Source organism: Spirosoma aerolatum, assembly GCF_002056795.1.
Classification (GTDB): domain Bacteria; phylum Bacteroidota; class Bacteroidia; order Cytophagales; family Spirosomataceae; genus Spirosoma; species Spirosoma aerolatum.
On the sequence record NZ_CP020104.1, the window covers coordinates 2,498,416 to 2,518,628 of the forward strand.

The following is a 20,213-nucleotide window of genomic DNA, read 5'->3' on the forward strand; positions in this document are numbered from 1 at the left end:
AGAATGACAAAAAACGCCATAGCTCTTGAAAACACGACTCTTACATATCGCCTTCCTCTTGCTCAGCGTCCCGGTGCTGGCCCAGATGCAGCCGTTTACGTTGCAGGAGGTAAAACTGACCGGCGGAGCATTCAAAAATGCGCAGGACGTTGACCTGAAGTACATACTGGCGCTCAACCCCGATAAGCTTCTGGCTCCATACTGGATCGATGCCGGGTTGCCCCTTAAAGCCCAGCGGTATGGCAATTGGGAAAGCTCCGGTCTGGATGGGCACATTGGCGGGCATTATCTGTCGGCACTGGCGATGATGTATGCCTCTACCGGAGATGCTGAACTCAAAAAACGGCTGGATTACATGATTTCAGAACTGGCGCAGTGTCAGGCCAAAAACGGAAACGGTTATGTGGGCGGTATTCCGCAGGGTAAAGTGTTCTGGGAGCGGATTCACAAAGGCGATATTGATGGCAGTGGTTTCGGTCTGAACAATACGTGGGTACCACTCTACAACATTCACAAACTGTTTGCCGGTTTGCGCGATGCCTACGAGTACGCGGGTAATCAGCAGGCAAAGCAGATATTGGTTGGTTTGGGCGACTGGTTCATCGACCTCATCAAACCCTTGTCCGACGAGCAGATTCAGCAGATACTCCGTACCGAACATGGCGGCATCAACGAAACCTTCGCCGACCTCTACCTGATTACCAACAATAAAAAGTACCTCGAAACCGCCCAACGGCTATCGCACCGTTCGCTCCTGAATCCGTTGCTGGAAAAGCAGGATAAACTGACGGGACTTCACGCTAACACGCAGATTCCGAAAGTGATTGGTTTCGAGAAGATTGCGTCATTGACGGGCCGTTCCGATTGGTCGGATGCCGCTATGTATTTCTGGCAAAATGTGTCGCAAACCCGCAGTGTTGCCTTCGGAGGCAATAGCGTTCGCGAACATTTCAACCCCATCAACGATTTCAGCCGGATGCTCCGGTCGAATCAGGGGCCGGAAACCTGCAATTCGTTCAATATGCTGCGCCTGAGCAAAGCCCTGTTTCTGGATAAGGCCGATCCGGGCTATCTGGACTTCTACGAACGGACGCTGTACAACCATATTCTGTCGAGCCAACACCCCCAGAAAGGTGGGTTTGTTTATTTTACGCCCATTCGCCCGAATCACTACCGCGTGTATTCGCAGCCCGAAACCAGCATGTGGTGCTGCGTGGGTTCGGGTCTGGAAAATCATACCAAATACGGTGAACTGATTTACAGTCATTCGGCCAACGATCTGTTCGTCAATCTGTTCATTCCGTCGACGGTCAACTGGAGCGATAAGAAAATACAGCTTACGCAGGCAACCGAGTTTCCCTATAAAGATCAGTCCGAACTGGTGTTGAAACTGACGAAGCCGCAGACGTTTGCGCTTAACGTTCGGTATCCCAAATGGGCCGACGCCGTTGAGGTGCTGGTCAATGGCAAGCCGCAGTCGGTTGATAGCAAGCCATCGAGTTATATAACTATTCGCAGAAGCTGGAAAACGGGCGATAAAGTAACTGTTCGCTTTAAAACATCAACCCACCTGGAGTATCTGCCCGATGGTTCTAACTGGGCCGCTTTTGTGCATGGGCCGATTGTGTTAGCCGCTAAAACATCGACCGATAACCTGGATGGTCTTTTTGCCGACGATAGCCGCATGGGCCACGAAACCAAAGGAAAGCTGTACCCGCTCGATCAGGCGTATGCGCTGGTTGGCGATTCGACTACCTACACCGCTAAGCTAAAGCCCATTGCCCCGCTGACCTTCCAACTGGATTCGCTCACGTTGCAACCCTTTTACGCTATCCACGATGCGCGGTATCAGATGTATTTTCAGACGTTCAGTCCGGCGGCTTTTCAGCAACAGCAGGCCCGGTTGAAACAGCAGGAAGCCGAGGCATTGGCCCTTGAAGCCCAAACGGTCGATAAGGTGAATTGTGGCGAACAGCAGCCCGAAGTCGATCACGCTTTCCAGGGAGAAAAAACGCAATCGGGCTACGATGATGAGCGTTTCTGGCGCAGTACCCGCTCCTTTATGAGTTATCAGCTACAAAATACAAATCGGACAGGTAAATTTCTTGAAGTCAGTACTTTAGATAGTCTGAAGGCCGATGCGGTTCGTTTCCTGATTAATGACCAACCGGCTGAGGTTATTTCCGGCGAAGGCAAAACCATTCGACTAAAAGCGATTGATAACGAAGTTCTTAAGCTAAAAATCGTTGCTAACAACGGGGCCGCTACCCCCCGGTTTTACCAGATCAGACTTTTAATCCGCTAAAATTTGATGCATTGCAGCCTAAGTAGAGAAGGTAAAATTGTCGCTACCCATAAATGTGTCAAACTAACACTATTACAAGTGCCAAACATGCTTTTTACAACAAAACCTATGTGTCAATTCATCGCTAAAATCCATTTTCTGACGTTAGGACTGCTACTGAGTTGGGCCTCCTATGCGCAATCAAACTTCACCAGCAAAGTTATTGGTGTGGGGGTTGTTGTGGCCGATCTCGACCGCTCGGTGGATTTCTACGTCAACGGTATCGGTATGGTCAAAACGGGTAGCTTCACCATCAACGAAGATTTTGGCAAACGCTCCGGCCTGACCAACGGCGTAGCCACGAACGTAACCATTCTGAAACTCGAAAACAGCCCCGATGCCACCGACTGGAAACTGATGAGCTTTGGTAGCAAGCCCTCCCATCCGAAACCCAAACACATTCAGGACGATACGGGGATGCAGTACATCACCATTCAGGTGAAAGCGTTGAAACCCATCATTGAGCGTCTGACCCAAATGAAAGTGCCGTTTCTGGGCAGCACCCCGACACCGTTGAACGCCAAAGCGCACTTTGTGTTCGTGCAGGACCCTGATGGCAATTTCATTGAACTGATTGGCCCAGTGGAGTAAGCGTTTTTTGTCACGTTCTTCTGTCATCGCATTTTTTGTCATCCCGAGGAACGAGGGATCTTCTGTAGAGTATTTTTTTATATCACCCGAAGATCCCTCGTTCCTCGGGATGACAAATAAACGAATGGCAAAAGTAGTTCATAATAAAGCATTTGTATGAAAGTATTCCCTTTTCAATCTGGCCTGCTGGCCGTTATGCTTTTGCTGACGCAGTTCTCCGCAAAAGCACAAACGGCACATAACCCAATCATCTTTGCCGATGTGCCGGATATGGCCATGATTCGGGTGGGCAACACCTACTACATGAGCAGCACCACCATGCACCTGAGTCCGGGCCTACCGATCATGAAATCGAAAGACTTGGTTAACTGGCAGATGGTCGGCTATGCCTACGATACACTGGCTAGTGTTGATGCACTGAATCTGACAAACGGCAAAAGCACCTACGGACGTGGTTCGTGGGCCAGTAGTTTGCGGTATCACAACGGAACGTACTACGCAACCACCTTCGCCCAAACGACAGGCAAGACCTATATCTACACGACCAAAAACATCGAAAAAGGCCCCTGGAAAGAAGTTTCCTTCAAACCATCCTATCACGATCACAGTCTGTTTTTTGATGACGACGGCAGAACGTACCTGATCTATGGTGCGGGTAAACTCAACATACTGGAACTCAATGCCGATGCGTCGGGCGTAAAACCCGGTACTACCGGGCAGGTGTTGATCGAAAACGCCAGCATCCCTTCAGGCACGGGTGGTGGCTTACCAGCCGAAGGGTCACAGCTTTTCAAGGTCAACGGCAAGTATTACCTGTTCAACATTAGCTGGCCCAAAGGGGGCATGCGAACCGTACTTATTCACCGGGCCGACAAACTTACGGGGCCGTGGGAAGGGCGAGTCGCCTTGCAGGATTTGGGCGTGGCGCAGGGTGGCCTCATCGATACGCCCGACGGTCGGTGGTTTGCTTATCTCTTTCGCGATTTTGGGGGCGTGGGCCGAATTCCGTATCTGGTGCCGGTAAAGTGGGAAGACGGTTGGCCCGTGTTGGGCGTTAATGGCAAAGTACCCGAAACGCTTGACCTTCCGGCCAGTAAGGGTTTAATTCCCGGCATTGTGCATTCCGACGAATTTACCCGCAAAAAAGGGGAGCCCGCCTTGCCCTTGGTCTGGCAATGGAACCACAATCCCGACAACAGGCTCTGGTCAGTAACGGAACGAAGCGGCTATCTGCGGTTGAAAACCGGACGGGTCGACACCTCGTTTGTACTGGCTCGCAACACGCTTACCCAACGCACCATCGGCCCGACCTGTTCGGGCTCTACCGCGCTCGATGTATCCAATCTGAAAGATGGTGATTTTGCGGGCTTGAGTCTGTTGCAGAAGAATTACGGTCTGGTCGGCGTAAAACGGGAAAATGGGCAAAACGCCATCTTGATGGTCAGTGCAGCAACCGGGAAACCTGTTGAGGTACAACGGGTGTCGTTGAGCCAGAAAACGGTTTATCTGAAAGCTGAATGTGATTTTCGGGATCGTAAGGACATCGCCAATTTTTTCTACAGCCTCGACGGTAAAGCCTGGACAAAAATCGGTGAACCGCTGAAAATGCCATACACCATCCCGCATTTTATGGGCTATCGCTTCGGTCTGGTCAATTACGCCACTCTGCAAACGGGCGGTTTTGCCGATTTCGACTATTTCCGAATCACCGACCAAATCATAAAGAAAGAATAAAGATGACGAAGGAATATTGATCAGAGTCAAACTATTGACTATCAGCAATTTGTATAAATATGAGCTGTTTTGTCATCCCGACGCAGGAGGGATCTTCGGGTGAGACTCTTTTTAACTACCGAAGATCCCTCCTTCGTCGGGATGACAAAAACGGCGCTTAAACTTACTAGCCTTTACTAAATGAATTATGAATAAAATCTGTTTACTAGCCCTCTTTGCCTTTATCGGCTTTAGGGCTTCGGCTCAGGACAAAAACTTTTACATCTTCCTCTGCTTCGGTCAGTCGAACATGGAAGGTAATGCCAAAATAGAACCACAGGATACGGTCAATGTGAACAGCCGATTTCAGGTATTGGAAGCCGTTGATTGCCCCAGCCTGAATCGAAAAATGGGTCAGTGGTATACGGCAGTGCCTCCCTTGTGTCGCTGCCGGACCGGTCTTACACCCGCCGATTACTTTGGCCGTGAGTTAGTTGCCAATCTGCCCGAAAAGGTCCGCATTGGTGTCATCAATGTGGCGGTGGGCGGCTGTAAAATCGAACTGTTCGACAAAGATCATTACCAGTCGTACACGGCTAATGTGCCGGGCTGGATGAAAAACTTCATCAACGAATACGGCGGAAATCCATACGCCCGTCTGGTCGAAATGGCGAAGCTGGCACAGAAGGATGGCGTCATTAAAGGAGTTCTGTTGCATCAGGGCGAGTCGAATACCAACGATACGCTGTGGACGAAAAAAGTAAAAGTCGTGTATGACAACCTGATGCATGACCTCGACCTTAAACCCAAAAAGGTCCCCCTACTGGCTGGCGAAACCGTCAATGCCGATCAGGGAGGGATTTGTGCGAGCATGAATAGAATCATTGCTACGCTTCCGCAAACGATCAAAAACGCGCATGTGATTTCGTCGGCAGGCTGTACCGACTCGGCCGATAATCTGCACTTCAATGCGGCTGGCTATAGAGAACTAGGAAAACGATACGCCACGCAAATGCTGACGCTGCTGGGTTATAAACCGATGGTAACCAACTAAGTATGCTGTGAATAGGAATACTTTTTCTGTCATCCCGACGCAGGAGGGATCTTCGCTAACAGCAATACATTCTCGCACCCGAAGATCCCTCCTGCGTCGGGATGACAAAAACACACGTTAGACTGCATTCGATTCCTTTATATGAAACGCTTTAATTCAATAAATAAAGGCATTTTGGCCGCTTTAGTTGGTTGGTTGCTGGTGGCATCGCTACCCGCAAGTGCTCAGGAAATTATGCCGCTCTATCCGGGGGCTGTTCCGAATGCAAAAGCATCTGACTTGCCGGAAACAGGCGCGTCAACGGGTGTTTTCAAGGGTATTACTAAACCCACGCTGGAGTATTACAAACCGAATCCTGCCAAAGCGTCCGGCACGGCGGTCGTCATCATTCCCGGCGGTGGGTATGGGGTTGTGGTGTATCAGGGCGAAGGTATCAATATTGCCAAGGCCTTTGCTGAGAAAGGCGTGGCCGCTTTTATCCTGAAATACCGATTACCCAGCGATGCCATCATGGTCGATAAGAAAATTGGTCCGTTGCAGGATGCGCAACAGGCCATAAAACTGGTTCGCGAAAATGCCGCTACGTGGGGTGTCGATGCCAGTAAAGTAGGCGTCATAGGCTTTTCGGCGGGTGGGCATCTGGCGTCTACATTGGCGACACATTTTGAAAAAGCCTATGTAGAAAACGGTAATAATACCAGTCTACGCCCTGATTTTCAGATACTGGTGTACCCCGTTATCAGTATGCAGGACAGCCTGACGCATGGCGGTTCGCACGACAATCTGCTGGGTAAAAATCCGTCGCGGGCGGATGTCGAGCTTTTCTCCAATGAGTTGCAGGTTCGGGCCAATACGCCACCCACCTACCTGACTCATGCCGCCGACGACAAACTGGTCGATGTCGACAACAGCATTGTCTATTTCGAAAAACTCCGGCATCAGAAAGTACCCGTCGAAATGCACATTTACCCCAAGGGCGATCACGGGTTTATTTTCCGGCATCCCGGCTGGATGGAGCCGCTGTTTGCCTGGATGCAGCAGAATAACTGGATCAAAGAATGATTAATTGAGTTTTCATTGGTGTTTTTGTCATCCCGAGGGACGAGGGATCTTCGGACTATTCAATGGGCTTGTCCGAAGATCCCTCGTTCCTCGGGATGACAAAAACACTAAGACCAAATGTGATTCGATTCGGGATGACAAAGACAACTCCCATCTTAACAAAATGAGTAGAATGAGGCAAAAACGTTTTAATCTGTGGCTGCTCCTGAGTCTGGCTTTTTACACAATTGGATTAGCTCAGCCAACGCCACCGCAGCCCGTTGGTCCGTTGCCCAGCGACAACCAGTTGCGCTGGCAGCACATGGAGTACTATGCCTTCATTCATTTTTCGATAAATACGTATACCGACATGGCCTGGGGCTTCGGCAACGAAGATCCGAAGCTGTTTAATCCGACCAAACTGGATTGCCGACAGTGGGCGCGTATCTGCAAAGAAGCCGGGATGAAAGGCATCATTTTCACGGCCAAACACCACAGCGGCTTTTGCCTCTGGCCCTCGAAATACACCGAATATTCCGTTAAAAATGTTCCCTGGCGGAACGGGAAAGCCGATATAGTGCGGGAGCTGGCCGATGCCTGTAAAGAATACGGCCTGAAGTTTGGCGTCTACCTGTCGCCCTGGGACCGGAATCATCCCGACTACGGAAAGCCTGAATACATTACCTATTTCCGCAACCAGTTGACAGAATTGCTCACCAGCTACGGTGACATTTTTGAAGTCTGGTTCGATGGGGCCAATGGTGGGTCGGGCTATTACGGTGGAGCCAACGAAACGCGGAAAATTGACGCTAAAACCTATTACGACTGGCCCAATACATACAAACTCGTGCGAAAGCTCCAGCCCAAAATTGTCATCTGGAACGATGGTGGCGACCGGGCCGACCTGCGCTGGGTAGGTACCGAAGCGGGGTACGTTGGCGAAACCAACTGGAGCCTCTTAAATGCGACCGGCGATGTACCGGAGCAAATGCTTCGTCATGGGGTCGAAAATGGCAATGCCTGGGTACCGGGCGAAGTAAACACCTCCATTCGGCCGGAGTGGTTTTATCACGAACGGGAAGACCGAAAGGTGAAGACCCTGCCCCAACTGATGGATACGTATTACAACTCCATTGGTCGGAACGGGACGCTGCTGCTCAATTTCCCGATCATGCCCAACGGGCTGATTCACGAGAAAGACGAACAGGCCGTACAAGCCTTTGCCAAAGCAACGAAGGAAGCTTTTGCCGTGAATCTGGCCAGGAACGCCCGTGCCACTGCTGACCAGGTACGCGGCAAAAGCGCGACCTATGCCGCCAGCAAAGCCATCGATGCCGATAAAGAAAGCTATTGGGCGACAGACGATGCGGCTCGTAGCGCATCGCTGACTCTCCAATTCAGTAAACCCACGGCGTTCAATCGGTTTCTGGTGCAGGAGCCGATTCGGTTGGGTCAACGGGTTAAATCATTTACGGTCGAAGCGCTGGTGGATGGCAACTGGAAGGAAATTGCCAAAGAAACGACAATCGGCTATAAACGGATTCTGCGGTTCCCGACCGTTGAAGCCACGCAACTGCGTCTGAACATTCTGGATGCCAAAGGTTGCCCGTTGATTTCAAATCTTGAAGTATATAAAGCGCCCCTGATTCTGACGCCCCCCATCATCACACGCGATCAGGCTGGCGATATCCACATCAAATCCGGCGATACGGAATCGGAGGTGTATTATACCCTCGACGGCAGTACGCCAACGGCAAAATCGAACAAATACACGGCTCCGGTAAAAACCAGTCCCGGTAAAGTTGATCTGAAGGCGATCACCTACAATCCGTTTACGAAACAAAGCAGCGTGGCCAGCGACGAAAAATTCGACATCGCCCGTAGTAGCTGGAAAATCCTGAGTACGGAGGCCAAGGCAGCGTATCAGGCTTTAGATGGGAACCCTGCTACCTCCTGGCATCAGCCGAAAAGTCAAGCAATGCCAACAGACCTGGTTATTGATTTGGGTAAAGAAGAAACGCTGACCGGTTTCCGGTATCTGCCTGCCCAGAACTGGTGGGAGGAAGCCAGCATTATTACCCACTATCAGTTTGAGGTATCGACGGATAACCAGACCTGGAAACGGGTCAGCGAGGGCGAATTTTCGAACATTAAAAACAGTCCATTCTGGCAAACCAAAACCTTTGAACCAACAAAAGCCCGATACATCAACCTGCGGGCTCTGAAAAACACCCAGGACGGCTCAGCGTCAGGCTATGCCGAAGTGGATGTCATTACTAAGTAAACGTATGCGTTTGTCGTTCCTCGGGATGACAAAAAATGAATTGACTCCTAAACCTTTATAAAGATGAACCAACGATTAATCCGCCGAATAGGGCTTTTCTGGAGTCTGTTTGGTCTGTATTTGGGGGCACTCGGCCAGCCGCCCCGTGGTCCGCTGGTGGTATCACCCCAGGTGAACGCTGACAAGTCGGTTACGTTCCGGTATCTGGCGCCACAGGCTAAAGACGTGCAACTAAGCGCACAGTTTGAAAAAGGTCCCGTGCCCATGTCCAAAGATGCGCAGGGTATCTGGAGCGTTACAGTGGGTCCGGTCAAGCCCGATATTTATCCGTATAGTTTTCGAGTCGATGGTGTTACGGTCATGGACCCGGCCAATGTCGCTTTCTTCCCCAACGAACGGTTCAAAGCCAGTCTGGTTGACGTACCGGGCGATACACCGCTGATTCACGCCATGCGCGATGTGCCGCACGGCTCCATCAATTACGAATACTATCCGTCGATAGCGGGGACTACGGGTTCGCTGGTAGTCTATACGCCACCGGGTTATGACCAGTCACCCACGAAAAAGTATCCCGTTTATTACCTCATCAGTGGGACAACCGATACGGAGGAAACCTTCTTCAAAGTCGGCAAGACCAACCTGATTCTGGACAATCTGATTGCGGAAGGCAAAGCCAAACCCATGATAATCGTAATGCCCTACGGAAACATTGCTGCTCGGGTAGCCGAACAAAAGGGCGGCTCGAAACCTGCCGACCCAACCGTGCGGGATGGAGCCGATGCCGTCAAACGCGCCAACGATTTTGCCGAGGACCTGGTGAGCAACGTGATTCCTTACATCGAAAAGGCGTATCGGGCCATTCCTAACCGGGAGAACCGGGCCATTGGTGGATTTTCGCGTGGGGGCGGACAAACGCTCCGAACCGCCTTTAACAACATGGACAAATTTGCGTGGGTGTGTGCCTATAGCTCGTACCTGTCGCCCCAGGAGATGGATGGGAACTTTAGCCAGATCGTAGCCAAACCCGAACAGACCAATAAGCAACTGAAACTGTTGTGGGTGAGCGTTGGTAGCGATGATTTTCTATACAAGGGGACGGTGGAGTTTATGGACTATCTGAAGGCGAAACAGGTGAATTTTAAAAGCCTGATTACCGACGGTGGCCATACCTGGATGAATGTAAAAACCTACGTTGCTGCCACTACGCCACTGCTATTTCGCTGATGTGCACATTTTGTCATCCGGTTTTTGTCATCCCGAAGATCCCCGCTCCGGCGGCCCGGTCGTTCATCGGGATGGCAAAAACCGGATGACAAAACTAAAATTTAACGATTTGACTATGAGTAGTTTGGTGTAATAAACTTTCAGGATTTAGCATCCAATAGACTGAACCCTTGCCATGAAACATATCAACTCTTTCTTATACGCTTTGCTTTTTTCTGCTAGTGCAGTATTGGCTCAGCAACGACCACCCGCCATCAGTTCGCCCGACGTACACCCGGACCATAGCATCACGTTTCGGTATTTTTCCCGGAATGCGAAAAAAGTCATGCTGTCTGGTGAATTTCTGAAAGCCCCCGTCGCCCTGACCAAAGACACGTCGGGCACCTGGAGCGTGACGGTGCCGCCCGTCAAACCCGATATTTATCCCTACAGCTTTACGGTCGATAGTGTGCAACTGGCCGATCCGAATAACACCTACATCTTTGCCAACGAACGCTTCAAACGGAGCATTGTCGATGTGCCGGGCGATCAGCCGCTGGTGCATTCGCTACAGAACGTACCCCACGGCAAAATCAGCTATCGCTACTACAAATCGGGCACGCTCGGAACAACCCGCCAGTTGCTGGTCTACACCCCACCCGGTTTTAACCCGAACGGCAAGACGAAATATCCGGTGCTGTACCTGATTCACGGCGGCTCCGACACCGAAGAAACCTGGACCAAAGTAGGCCGCGCCAACCTGATTGCCGATAACCTGATCGCGCAGGGCAAAGCCAAACCCATGCTGATTGTGATGCCCTATGGTAATGTTCGCCCTGCCCCGATGCCCGATTTTACAAAAGATATGGTAAACGATATTGTTCCATTTGTCGAAGCCAATTATCCCGTCATTAAGGAAAGCAAAGGCCGGGCTGTGGCTGGGTTCTCAGTCGGGGGCGGCCAAACGCTGAACATCGGAATGACCAACACCGACAAATTTGCCTACATCTGCTCGTATGCACCCTATACGGCTACCGAAGAGTTTCAGAAAAACTTCACAAACTGGTCGCCGGATGCGAACAAGATCAACAGCCAACTGAAATTATTCACCATCAGCGTGGGAACGGAGGACTTTCTGTACGAACCCGTAAAAAAGAACATCGCCATGTTTGAAGAGAAGAAAATCAAGACGAAAAGCTACATCGTTCCCGGTGGCCATACCTGGATGAACTGCAAGCAGTACCTGGCAACGACGTTACAGGAATTGTTTCAATGATGAATTTTTTATCAAGGTAAGCAAGTAGCGTTTTGTCATCCCGAGGAACGACCGGGCCGCCGGAGCGGGGACCTTCGGTAGCCGGAGGTTTTAGCCTCACCCGAAGATCCCCGCTCCGGCGGCCCGGTCGTTCCTCGGGATGAAACAGCATCAAAATAATAGTAATTAAACCCCTTAACAAAATGATTCGTACAACTTTAGTGGCTTTGTTCGCAACCACATTAATCAACACCACTTGCCTTGCGCAGGGTAGCCAACCGGCTATCGTTGAGGATTTTAAACCGTCTTCGTTGAATCAGCCGGGGCAGGAGTACCCGCAGGTAAACTCGCAGGGTTACGCCCGATTCAAGATCAAGGCCCCCCAAGCCGATAGTGTCCGGGTGAGCCTGGGACTGGGCGGAAAAGGAGGTACCATCCTCACCAAAGGCGAAGACGGATTCTGGACCGGAACCACAGCCGGACCAATGGACGAAGGTTTTCATTACTACAACGTGACGATTGACGGTGGCAAGTTTAACGACCCCGGTGCGTTGAATTTCTACGGATCGGTTCGGTGGGAGAGCGGCATTGAAATACCCGCTCACGATCAGGACTTTTATGCGCTGAAGGATGTACCGCACGGAATGGTGCAGCAGGTTCTGTTCCCGTCGAAAAGCACCAATACATCCCGCCGGGCTTTTGTGTATACGCCACCGGGCTACGAGAAAGAGAAGTCGAAAAAATACCCGGTGCTGTACCTGCAACACGGTTGGGGCGAAGACGAAACGGCCTGGAGCAATCAGGGACACGCCAACCTGATTATGGACAATCTGATTGCCGAAGGTAAAATCAAGCCGTTTATTATCGTAATGACCTACGGCATGACCAACGAGGTGAAGTTTGGCAAAATACGCGAGTTTAAAATCGATCCATTTCAGACCGTGATGGTCGATGAGCTGATTCCGTATGTAGACGCTAATTTCCGCACCCTGTCCAACCGCGACAATCGGGCCATGGCGGGTCTGTCGATGGGGGGTATGGAAACCAAAATGATTACTCTCAACAAGCCGGACGTATTTGGGTATTATGGTCTGCTCAGCGGTGGCGTGTATGCGCCCGAAGATCTCAAGGATAAGGCAAAACCAAAGCTGGTTTTCATTAGCTGCGGCAGTAAAGAACGGCCCGATGGTGTCCAGAAATCGGTTACCGACCTGAAAGCGGCTGGCTATAATGCTGTTTCGTATGTATCCGACAAAACGGCCCACGAATTCCAGACCTGGCGTCGCAGTCTGCATGAGCTTGCCCCATTGCTGTTTAAAAACTAAAACGCAGACGAATGATCCCATTAATCTGTTTGACCTTCCCATGAAAAAAATACTTGCCTTAACCCTTTGTGTGGCTGCTCTGTACATACAAAGCCATGCGCAAAACACCGGCATTCCGGCCACAACCAATATTCCGGGGCAGAAGTACCCACAGGTGCTGCCCGACAACCGGGTGGTATTTCGGGTGAAAGCGCCGGATGCTCACAAGCTACAAATCGACTTGGGGAAAAAGTACGATATGGTGAAAGACTCCAGTGGTTTCTGGACCGTAACGACCGAACCCATCGTTGAAGGTTTCCATTACTATTCGCTCATTGCCGATGGTGTTGCCACCTGCGATCCGTCTAGTCAGACGTTTTATGGTATGGGCCGAATGGCAAGTGGGATCGATATTCCCGACAAGGATATGGAATATTATCAGGCCAAAAATGTTCCGCATGGTCAGGTTCGTTCCGTTAATTATTATTCCGATATCACCAAAGCATGGCGTCGGGCCAACGTCTACACACCTCCTGGCTACGACGAAAGTCCGAAAAAGCGATACCCCGTTCTGTATCTGCAACATGGCGCGGGCGAAGATGAATCCGGCTGGCCCAGTCAGGGGAAAATGGATTTTATCCTCGACAACCTGATTGCGGAAGGTAAAGCGACCCCCATGATCGTAGTGATGGAGCGTGGGTATGCCACTGACCCTACAAAACCCGTCAGTACAACAGGAAATGGCCCCGGTTCAATGAACAGCAATGTATTTCCCGAAGTACTGGTCAAGGAAGTGATCCCGATGATCGACAAAACCTTCCGAACGCTGACCGACCGGGATAACCGGGCGATGGCGGGTCTGTCGATGGGTGGTTTCCAGACGTTCCAGACTACGATGACCAACCTCGACAAATTTGCCTATATCGGTGGATTTAGCGGAGCGGGCCGTTTGCAGCCCGGAGCCGACATTAAACAACTCTACGACGGAGCCTGGGCTGATGCTGACGCATTCAATAAAAAGGTAAAAGTGGTTTATGTGAGCATAGGCACCAAGGAGCCTGAGCGGATGTATACCGGCGTGAAAGGCTTCCATGAAGCACTGGAAAAAGCGGGTATCAGGCATGTGTACTACGAGTCGCCGGGCACGTCGCACGAATGGCAAACCTGGCGACGCTCACTGCGCCAGTACGCAAGCCTGATTTTCAAAAAATAACCTGTGTTTTTGTTTTTTGTCATTCCGTTTTTGTCATCCCGACCGGTCCGCCGGTGCGGCAGGAGGGATCTTCGGGTGAGGCTGGTAATACCTCCGGCTACTGGAGATGCTTCCTTCGTCAGCATGACAGAAATGGGATGACAAAAAGACTTACAATATATCAAAAAACGATATAAGCAATGAAACGATTCGTCGCATTCCTAGCTGTTTTAGCCCTGTTCTGCACTACCAGTTACGCCCAACCAATCGATAAGGAAATGCCGAAAGGCTTCGATCAGGTACAAACGGGCATTGCCACCGGCAAACTCGACACCATCCGGTACGAATCGAAAACGGTTGGCACGACCCGCAAAGCGTTGGTGTACACCCCGCCCGGTTTCAACAAGAAAACGAAATACCCGGTCCTGTACTTGCTGCACGGCATCGGGGGCGACGAAAAGGAATGGCTGAACGGCGGTAAGCCGCAGGTCATTCTCGATAACCTGTACGCCCAGAAGAAACTGGAGCCGATGATCGTGGTCATGCCCAACGGTCGGGCGATGAAAGACGACCGGGCCGTTGGCAATATCTTCGACAAAGACAAAGTCGAAGCCTTCGCAACCTTCGAGAAAGACCTGCTTAATGACCTGATTCCGTTCATCGAAAAGAAATACCCGACCCTGACCGACCGCGACCACCGGGCCATTGCCGGACTGTCGATGGGTGGGGGACAATCGCTGAATTTCGGGCTGGGTAATCTGGACAAATTTGCCTGGGTAGGTGGGTTCTCGTCGGCTCCCAACACGAAGCCACCCCAGGAGTTAGTGCCCAATCCTGCCGAGGCCAGGAAGAAACTGAAACTGCTCTGGATTTCGTGCGGTGATGCCGACGGCCTGATTACGTTCAGCAAACGCACCCACGACTACCTGTATCAGAACGATGTACCGCATATCTATTACATTGAGCCGGGCGTACATGATTTCAAAGTCTGGAAAAACGGGCTGTACATGTTCTCGCAGTTCCTGTTTAAGCCGGTCGATGGGTCGTCACTGACCAGATACACGATTCTGGGCACGCCAGCATCCACCAACATACGGAATGCCAAGTACCCGCAGATTCTGCCCGACAACCGCGTCGTGTTCCGGGTAAAAGCACCGGATGCGCAGAAGGTTCAGGTCGATCTGGGTAAAAAATACGACATGGTGAAAGATACCGCCGGATTCTGGAACGTAACCACCGATTCCATCAGCCGGGGTTTTCATTATTATTCACTGTTGATCGATGGACTGCCTGTAGCCGACCCCGCCAGCGAAACCTTCTACGGCATGAGCCGTATGGCCAGTGGCATCGAAATACCCGATAAAGACGAAGGGTATTATGCCCTGAAAGATGTTCCCCACGGCGACATCCGAATCAAACGCTACCTCTCGAAAGCCTCAAATTCCTGGCGCGAAATGTACGTCTATACACCACCGGGTTACGACAAATCGACCGAGAAATATCCGGTGCTATATCTACTACATGGCGGGGGTGAAGATCAACGGGGCTGGGCCACGCAGGGAAGAACCAACCTGATTCTGGATAACCTGATTGCCGAAAACAAAGCCAAACCCATGCTGATTGTGATGCTCGATGGCAACATGAACATGCAGGGCGGCCTCGCTGGCTTCAACGAAAACGTGCTTCGTTCCTTTGAAAATGAGCTAAAACAGGGAGCGATTCCGTTTGTGGAAAGCAATTTCCGGGTCGAAACCGACGCGAAGAACCGGGCGTTGGCGGGCCTGTCGATGGGTGGTTTACAGACGCTCTATGCGGGTATTAAAAACACAAACATGTTTTCAAGTCTGGGCGTGTTCAGCTCGGGCTGGTTTGCCAATAATCCCAAGCTCTCCGATCCGCAATACGCCTTTATGAAAGACAACGCCAGCACCATCAACAGCAACTTGAAACAGTTCTGGATTTCGATGGGGGGTAAGGAAGACATCGCGTATCAGAACTGCCAGATCATGATGAAGAAATTCGATGAGATGGGTATCAAGTACCAATATAGCGAATATGCAGGTGGGCATACCTGGCCTGTCTGGCGGCACGATTTATTTAAGTTTTCTCAATTACTTTTTAAATAAATTTCTAGCTAAACCCCCAATTAGTACCATGAAAAAGTTATTGTTTTCTCTATTCTTATCAATTGTGAGCTTGGTGGCATTTGCGCAAAGTCCAATTGATGGCAACTGGAAAGGTAGCCGTGAAACCCAAAACGGTACGTTTGAAGTAAACTATACCTTTAAAGTAGAAGGTAATAAATTAACAGGAACTTGGAAAACGCAATTTGGCGAGTCTCCCATACAGGAAGGCACTGTTGATGGCAAAAAGATTTCGTACAGCATCACATTTAACGACCGTAAAATGAGCTACACTGGTGAGTTAGTTTCTGATAAAGAGATTGTTGTAAAAAGTGAGCGCGGTGAAATGAAGCTTGCCAAGCAGTAAGAAAATAGTACCCTTTAATTGCGCAACGCTTTTGTCATCCCGACGCAGGAGGGATCTTCGGGTGCTAGTAAAAGTCTCCTTGTCCGAAGATCCCTCCTGCGTCGGGATGACAAAAGGGTTCTGAAACATTCGCAGTTTTAATTTAAGTAGTCTGCTCAAAATCAACAGTATACCTCAATGATTTCAAAAAGAAAATTCATGGCTGTAAGCACGGCCATTTTCATAACAGGAGCTGCCCCTGGATTTTCTCAATCCACCCCATCCTTAAAAGATGCGTTTAAAAAGGATTTTGGGATCGGAACGGCGCTTAACAACGCCCAGATTGAGGAACGGGACCCGCAGATGACGGCATTTATTGCCCGGCAGTTTAACATGGCTACGCCCGAAAACATCATGAAGTCGGCCCTGATTCATCCGAAGTGGGATACGTACGATTTTTCCATGGGCGACAAGCTGATTGAATTTGGGAAGAAGCATAATATCAAAATAAACGGCCACACGCTGATCTGGCACAGTCAATTACCCCCCTTCATACGTGGTATTCACAGCCAGGATTCAATTCGCTCTTTCTTTACGGATCATATCAAAACGGTGGCCGGGCACTATAAAGGCAAGGTCTTCTCGTGGGACGTCGTGAACGAGGCCTTGAATGAGGATGGCACATTGCGCAAATCCGTTTTTCTTCAATACCTCGGGGATAATTACATTACAGACGCGTTCCGGCTGGCACAGGAAGCCTCTCCCGGTACCGAGTTGTACTATAATGATTACAACAACGAGCAGCCTGCCAAGCGGGCGGGTTGTATCGCCTTGATCAAAAAGGTAAAAGAAGCTGGCGTACGGATTGATGGCGTGGGCATTCAGGGCCATTGGCATGTAGGAAAACTCCCGTTGAAAGACATCGAAGAGAGCATCATCCAATACGCGGCTCTGGGTATGAAGGTGATGATTACCGAACTGGATATTGATGTCCTGCCGCGAAATTTTCAGGGAGCCGATGTAAGCCAGCGGATGACCGCCAATGAGCAGTCGAACCCCTACGCGGCTGGGTTGCCAGATACGGTGCAACAGCAGTTGGCGGCTGATTATGAAGCTCTGTTCAACCTATTGCTGAAGCACAAGGATAAAGTGACCCGCGTAACCTTTTGGGGCGTCAACGATGGGAATAGCTGGCTGAATAATTGGCCTATCCGTGGGCGAACCAATTACCCGTTGCTCTTTGACCGGGCCAACCAGCCCAAGCCTGCTTTTGAGAAAGTCATAGCGGCCACGAAGTGAATTTCTAGGTAAGTGATTGCCATAGGTTGACCAAAAAGGCCTTTCGCAGTTCTATGAGGTCTTTTTCTATCTTTTTCGACTAATGCATCGACCAGGCTAATCGGTACCGCAAGTCATCGAACATACTTTAAGCTCAAGATTGATCATGTCAGCTTTCCTGAAAATAGAATCCGTTGAATACAATGGCTTAACCCTGAGTCATCTGGAAGATAACATTCTGTTCTGTGTGGATGATGGAGCCATCATTGACTGGCTCAGCGAATTTGACTATCCGATCCATCTGTTGGGTGAAGATAGTATCCACGCTGAGCTAGTGTGTCGGGATGGCGAACTGGATCTGGTGGTCATTTCGAATTATATGGAGGAAGCCAATAAAGGATTAACGGTCGGCGTTTGGCTGGATTTTATTCACCACCAAAGTGACCTTAGCAATTTAGGCCGACCCTACGAAGGTGAGTTTGTCGATACCTACCTGAACCTATGGAAGGCCATTGGCAGGCAGTTACAGGAACTCCAGAAACACATTAACCTGCCACCTGTCTACTTTGCGCTAACCGATGGCGAGTTCTTTAAACCCCATTTTCGTTACGCCTGAAAACGTATGCTAAACCTATCCATGAAAATGATGCTGGTTGCTATACTCCTGACCCGTTTACTAGCTGCCCGGCCCGATCTGCCGGTTGCTCCCCCAGCACCCGTTCCCTGCAAAATGAGTAACGGCCAGCCGCGCCCGTTTCCCTGCGAATTTCAAATCCAGGCGCTCTATTTCCTGGGCAAGAACCAGGAGGTTGTGGGCAAGCTTACCCCCACCGCTACGTCCGTGAAATTGCCAAAAAGCAAGGCTGTCAAAACCATCCACTCATCTGGTGGCGACTCGTATTTTTACAATGTATCGCTCGATTTTAAGCGGATTAATACCCCCAGTTTTTCACCTAAGCCTAGTCCCATACCCAGCCCTCCACTACTAACGGGCTTCTATGAAGTTGGCACCTCAACCGTGAGCAGTCCCATTTCACCGGGCGAAGTGGGGGTAGTGAAAAAACTTGATGTCAAACCTGAATTACCATTGCCGGGGACCCGGCCTAATCGGGTCAGTTTTACGATTCAGTTGAATTACTCGACGGGCGACAATGCTACCCTGCTTGCTCCGGTGCAATATGTTCAGATCAAAAACCCCATCACATTCACCAAATTTCCGGCTTCCACGAACCTCTACCGGGACCGATCGGAGGCATGGCTGGCCTTCAACATTCAGGTTGATTTAACCAAATAAACGGTCATAGCCAGGGTAGGAGTTGCGATAGGCCTTTGTAGCGAGTCAATACGGGGCCAGTACGTTTACGGATATTGGGCGAGGGCTTGCCGATGAAAGTCGATAAGGTCATCGACTAAGGTTTGCGGAGAGAGCACTTTAACCGAATTACCCAGGCGGGCTAGTTCGTAAACCAGTTCTTTATTGACGATAATCGACAGCTTGATCCTAAATTCGTTCTCGGTATCGGCCAGAACATCGGCCTCCTGAAAGGGATAAAATGGCTGTGCCCGAAAAATCAAACCCTGCTGGCGTGTGAACGATAGGATAACCTCTTCGGGCGGGTTGTCGTAAGCGGCTACCCCCAGCGCTTTATGGAAATACAGGTTGGCATCAAACGCAGGAGCATTGTAGGTGTCGTCGGTAATCTGGAGGGTGCCGTCGATGATGCGGTCCAGACCGAAAACCCGGATTTTGCCATAATCTAGTTGCCAGCCGACCACGTACCATCGGTTCCGATGTTCTTTAATGACATACGGAAATAGTCGATGGGGTTTGGTTTTCTCCGTATCAAATCGCTGATGTGCAAAGGTGACGACCCGCTGCGCATGGATCGCCTGCAAAAACAGTTCTACATACGTGCTTCCTTTGACGAACGGAACCGACTCGAACAGGATGTACTGGCCGAAATCGTCGGAGGGGCTGGTGCGGAACCGAACCGCTTTGTCGATCTTATCGACCGTGCCGCGAAGACCATCGAACAAATGCAGGTGCTGATACTGGTTGAGTGTGGCCACGGCCGCATGGAGTGCCGCCAGGTCTTTCTCCGTAAACGTAATAGACGCAGCCAGATTGAACGGCTCCGTGTAATAGTACCCCTTTGGCTTGCGACTGTATTCGATTGGGGCAGCATGAACATCTTTCAGATAGGCGATGTCCTGTTTGATAGTCGATTGGGCCACATCGCACAGACGTGCCAGTTCTTCGGTAGGAGCGGGGCGGTTTCCCCAGCGATTCAAACGGCTGTTAATAGCGTGAAGACGATCTTCACGGTTTTTGACAATAGGCATGATTCAGAACGAGTGCGGAATTTTCTGCAAAAAAAGCAGTTGCGAACAGATAGGCTATACGATACCCCATATACTTTTGAACGTTCGCTCAAGCCTTTCCAAAAAATAGTAGAAAAGCGCATAAGTTTCATTTTTCTTGTAC

General features: G+C 50.4%; 16 protein-coding genes. 15 read left to right on the forward strand and 1 reads right to left on the reverse strand.

Annotated features, from left to right (window positions below):
• The first annotated feature begins 25 nt into the window (after positions 1-25).
• The 15 genes from B5M13_RS09985 to B5M13_RS10055 all read left to right on the forward strand — a co-directional run bounded on the left by B5M13_RS09985 (position 26) and on the right by B5M13_RS10055 (position 19,022).
• Complete coding sequence (locus B5M13_RS09985) at positions 26-2,305, forward strand: glycoside hydrolase family 127 protein (RefSeq protein ID WP_080055540.1); 2,280 nt, start codon at positions 26-28, stop codon at positions 2,303-2,305.
• Positions 2,306-2,413: 108 nt separating this feature from the next.
• Entirely contained in the window at positions 2,414-2,935 is a 522-nt protein-coding gene (locus B5M13_RS09990; protein ID WP_080055541.1) for a VOC family protein, read from the forward strand.
• 156 nt (positions 2,936-3,091) lie between these two features.
• The gene (locus B5M13_RS09995; protein WP_080055542.1) at positions 3,092-4,669 is read left to right on the forward strand and encodes a glycoside hydrolase family 43 protein; all 1,578 of its coding nucleotides are present in this window, start codon (positions 3,092-3,094) and stop codon (positions 4,667-4,669) included.
• A gap of 187 nt (positions 4,670-4,856) precedes the next feature.
• On the forward strand, positions 4,857-5,702 hold the full coding sequence (locus tag B5M13_RS10000; protein WP_080055543.1) for a sialate O-acetylesterase: 846 nt from the start codon (positions 4,857-4,859) through the stop codon (positions 5,700-5,702).
• A gap of 141 nt (positions 5,703-5,843) precedes the next feature.
• The gene (locus B5M13_RS10005; protein ID WP_080055544.1) at positions 5,844-6,764 is read left to right on the forward strand and encodes an alpha/beta hydrolase; all 921 of its coding nucleotides are present in this window, start codon (positions 5,844-5,846) and stop codon (positions 6,762-6,764) included.
• A gap of 172 nt (positions 6,765-6,936) precedes the next feature.
• The gene (locus B5M13_RS10010; RefSeq protein ID WP_245859914.1) at positions 6,937-9,027 is read left to right on the forward strand and encodes an alpha-L-fucosidase; all 2,091 of its coding nucleotides are present in this window, start codon (positions 6,937-6,939) and stop codon (positions 9,025-9,027) included.
• A gap of 63 nt (positions 9,028-9,090) precedes the next feature.
• On the forward strand, positions 9,091-10,251 hold the full coding sequence (locus tag B5M13_RS10015) for an esterase (protein ID WP_080055545.1): 1,161 nt from the start codon (positions 9,091-9,093) through the stop codon (positions 10,249-10,251).
• 175 nt (positions 10,252-10,426) lie between these two features.
• Complete coding sequence (locus tag B5M13_RS10020; RefSeq protein ID WP_080055546.1) at positions 10,427-11,506, forward strand: alpha/beta hydrolase; 1,080 nt, start codon at positions 10,427-10,429, stop codon at positions 11,504-11,506.
• Positions 11,507-11,688: 182 nt separating this feature from the next.
• Complete coding sequence (locus B5M13_RS10025) at positions 11,689-12,810, forward strand: alpha/beta hydrolase-fold protein (RefSeq protein ID WP_080055547.1); 1,122 nt, start codon at positions 11,689-11,691, stop codon at positions 12,808-12,810.
• A 40-nt stretch (positions 12,811-12,850) separates the two neighbouring features.
• Positions 12,851-14,002 carry an alpha/beta hydrolase-fold protein gene (locus tag B5M13_RS10030; RefSeq protein WP_080059870.1) on the forward strand — a complete coding sequence of 384 codons (1,152 nt, stop codon included), beginning with the start codon at positions 12,851-12,853 and terminating at the stop codon, positions 14,000-14,002.
• Positions 14,003-14,181: 179 nt separating this feature from the next.
• Complete coding sequence (locus B5M13_RS10035; protein ID WP_080055548.1) at positions 14,182-16,107, forward strand: alpha/beta hydrolase-fold protein; 1,926 nt, start codon at positions 14,182-14,184, stop codon at positions 16,105-16,107.
• A gap of 28 nt (positions 16,108-16,135) precedes the next feature.
• Entirely contained in the window at positions 16,136-16,471 is a 336-nt protein-coding gene (locus B5M13_RS10040) for a hypothetical protein (protein ID WP_080055549.1), read from the forward strand.
• Between the two features lie 177 nt (positions 16,472-16,648).
• Positions 16,649-17,749, forward strand: a complete 1,101-nt coding sequence (locus B5M13_RS10045) for an endo-1,4-beta-xylanase (RefSeq protein WP_080055550.1) — start codon at positions 16,649-16,651, stop codon at positions 17,747-17,749.
• 145 nt (positions 17,750-17,894) lie between these two features.
• On the forward strand, positions 17,895-18,344 hold the full coding sequence (locus B5M13_RS10050; RefSeq protein ID WP_080055551.1) for a hypothetical protein: 450 nt from the start codon (positions 17,895-17,897) through the stop codon (positions 18,342-18,344).
• A 6-nt stretch (positions 18,345-18,350) separates the two neighbouring features.
• Entirely contained in the window at positions 18,351-19,022 is a 672-nt protein-coding gene (locus tag B5M13_RS10055) for a hypothetical protein (protein WP_155297225.1), read from the forward strand.
• Between the two features lie 65 nt (positions 19,023-19,087).
• On the opposite strand, the gene B5M13_RS10060 is transcribed toward B5M13_RS10055, so the two are convergent.
• On the reverse strand, positions 19,088-20,071 hold the full coding sequence (locus B5M13_RS10060) for a helix-turn-helix transcriptional regulator (RefSeq protein WP_080055553.1): 984 nt from the start codon (positions 20,069-20,071) through the stop codon (positions 19,088-19,090).
• Positions 20,072-20,213 lie beyond the last annotated feature (142 nt).

Bases quoted from the DNA above. Each gene is read 5' to 3' on its own strand.
- B5M13_RS10055 (WP_155297225.1), top strand. From the start codon at position 18,351: ATGCTAAACCTATCCATGAAAATGATGCTGGTTGCTATACTCCTGACC.
- B5M13_RS10060 (WP_080055553.1), bottom strand. From the start codon at position 20,071: ATGCCTATTGTCAAAAACCGTGAAGATCGTCTTCACGCTATTAACAGC.
- B5M13_RS10030 (WP_080059870.1), top strand. From the start codon at position 12,851: ATGAAAAAAATACTTGCCTTAACCCTTTGTGTGGCTGCTCTGTACATA.
- B5M13_RS09990 (WP_080055541.1), top strand. From the start codon at position 2,414: ATGTGTCAATTCATCGCTAAAATCCATTTTCTGACGTTAGGACTGCTA.
- B5M13_RS10040 (WP_080055549.1), top strand. From the start codon at position 16,136: ATGAAAAAGTTATTGTTTTCTCTATTCTTATCAATTGTGAGCTTGGTG.
- B5M13_RS10000 (WP_080055543.1), top strand. From the start codon at position 4,857: ATGAATAAAATCTGTTTACTAGCCCTCTTTGCCTTTATCGGCTTTAGG.
- B5M13_RS09995 (WP_080055542.1), top strand. From the start codon at position 3,092: ATGAAAGTATTCCCTTTTCAATCTGGCCTGCTGGCCGTTATGCTTTTG.
- B5M13_RS10010 (WP_245859914.1), top strand. From the start codon at position 6,937: ATGAGGCAAAAACGTTTTAATCTGTGGCTGCTCCTGAGTCTGGCTTTT.
- B5M13_RS10005 (WP_080055544.1), top strand. From the start codon at position 5,844: ATGAAACGCTTTAATTCAATAAATAAAGGCATTTTGGCCGCTTTAGTT.
- B5M13_RS10035 (WP_080055548.1), top strand. From the start codon at position 14,182: ATGAAACGATTCGTCGCATTCCTAGCTGTTTTAGCCCTGTTCTGCACT.
- B5M13_RS10025 (WP_080055547.1), top strand. From the start codon at position 11,689: ATGATTCGTACAACTTTAGTGGCTTTGTTCGCAACCACATTAATCAAC.
- B5M13_RS10050 (WP_080055551.1), top strand. From the start codon at position 17,895: ATGTCAGCTTTCCTGAAAATAGAATCCGTTGAATACAATGGCTTAACC.
- B5M13_RS10015 (WP_080055545.1), top strand. From the start codon at position 9,091: ATGAACCAACGATTAATCCGCCGAATAGGGCTTTTCTGGAGTCTGTTT.
- B5M13_RS10045 (WP_080055550.1), top strand. From the start codon at position 16,649: ATGATTTCAAAAAGAAAATTCATGGCTGTAAGCACGGCCATTTTCATA.
- B5M13_RS10020 (WP_080055546.1), top strand. From the start codon at position 10,427: ATGAAACATATCAACTCTTTCTTATACGCTTTGCTTTTTTCTGCTAGT.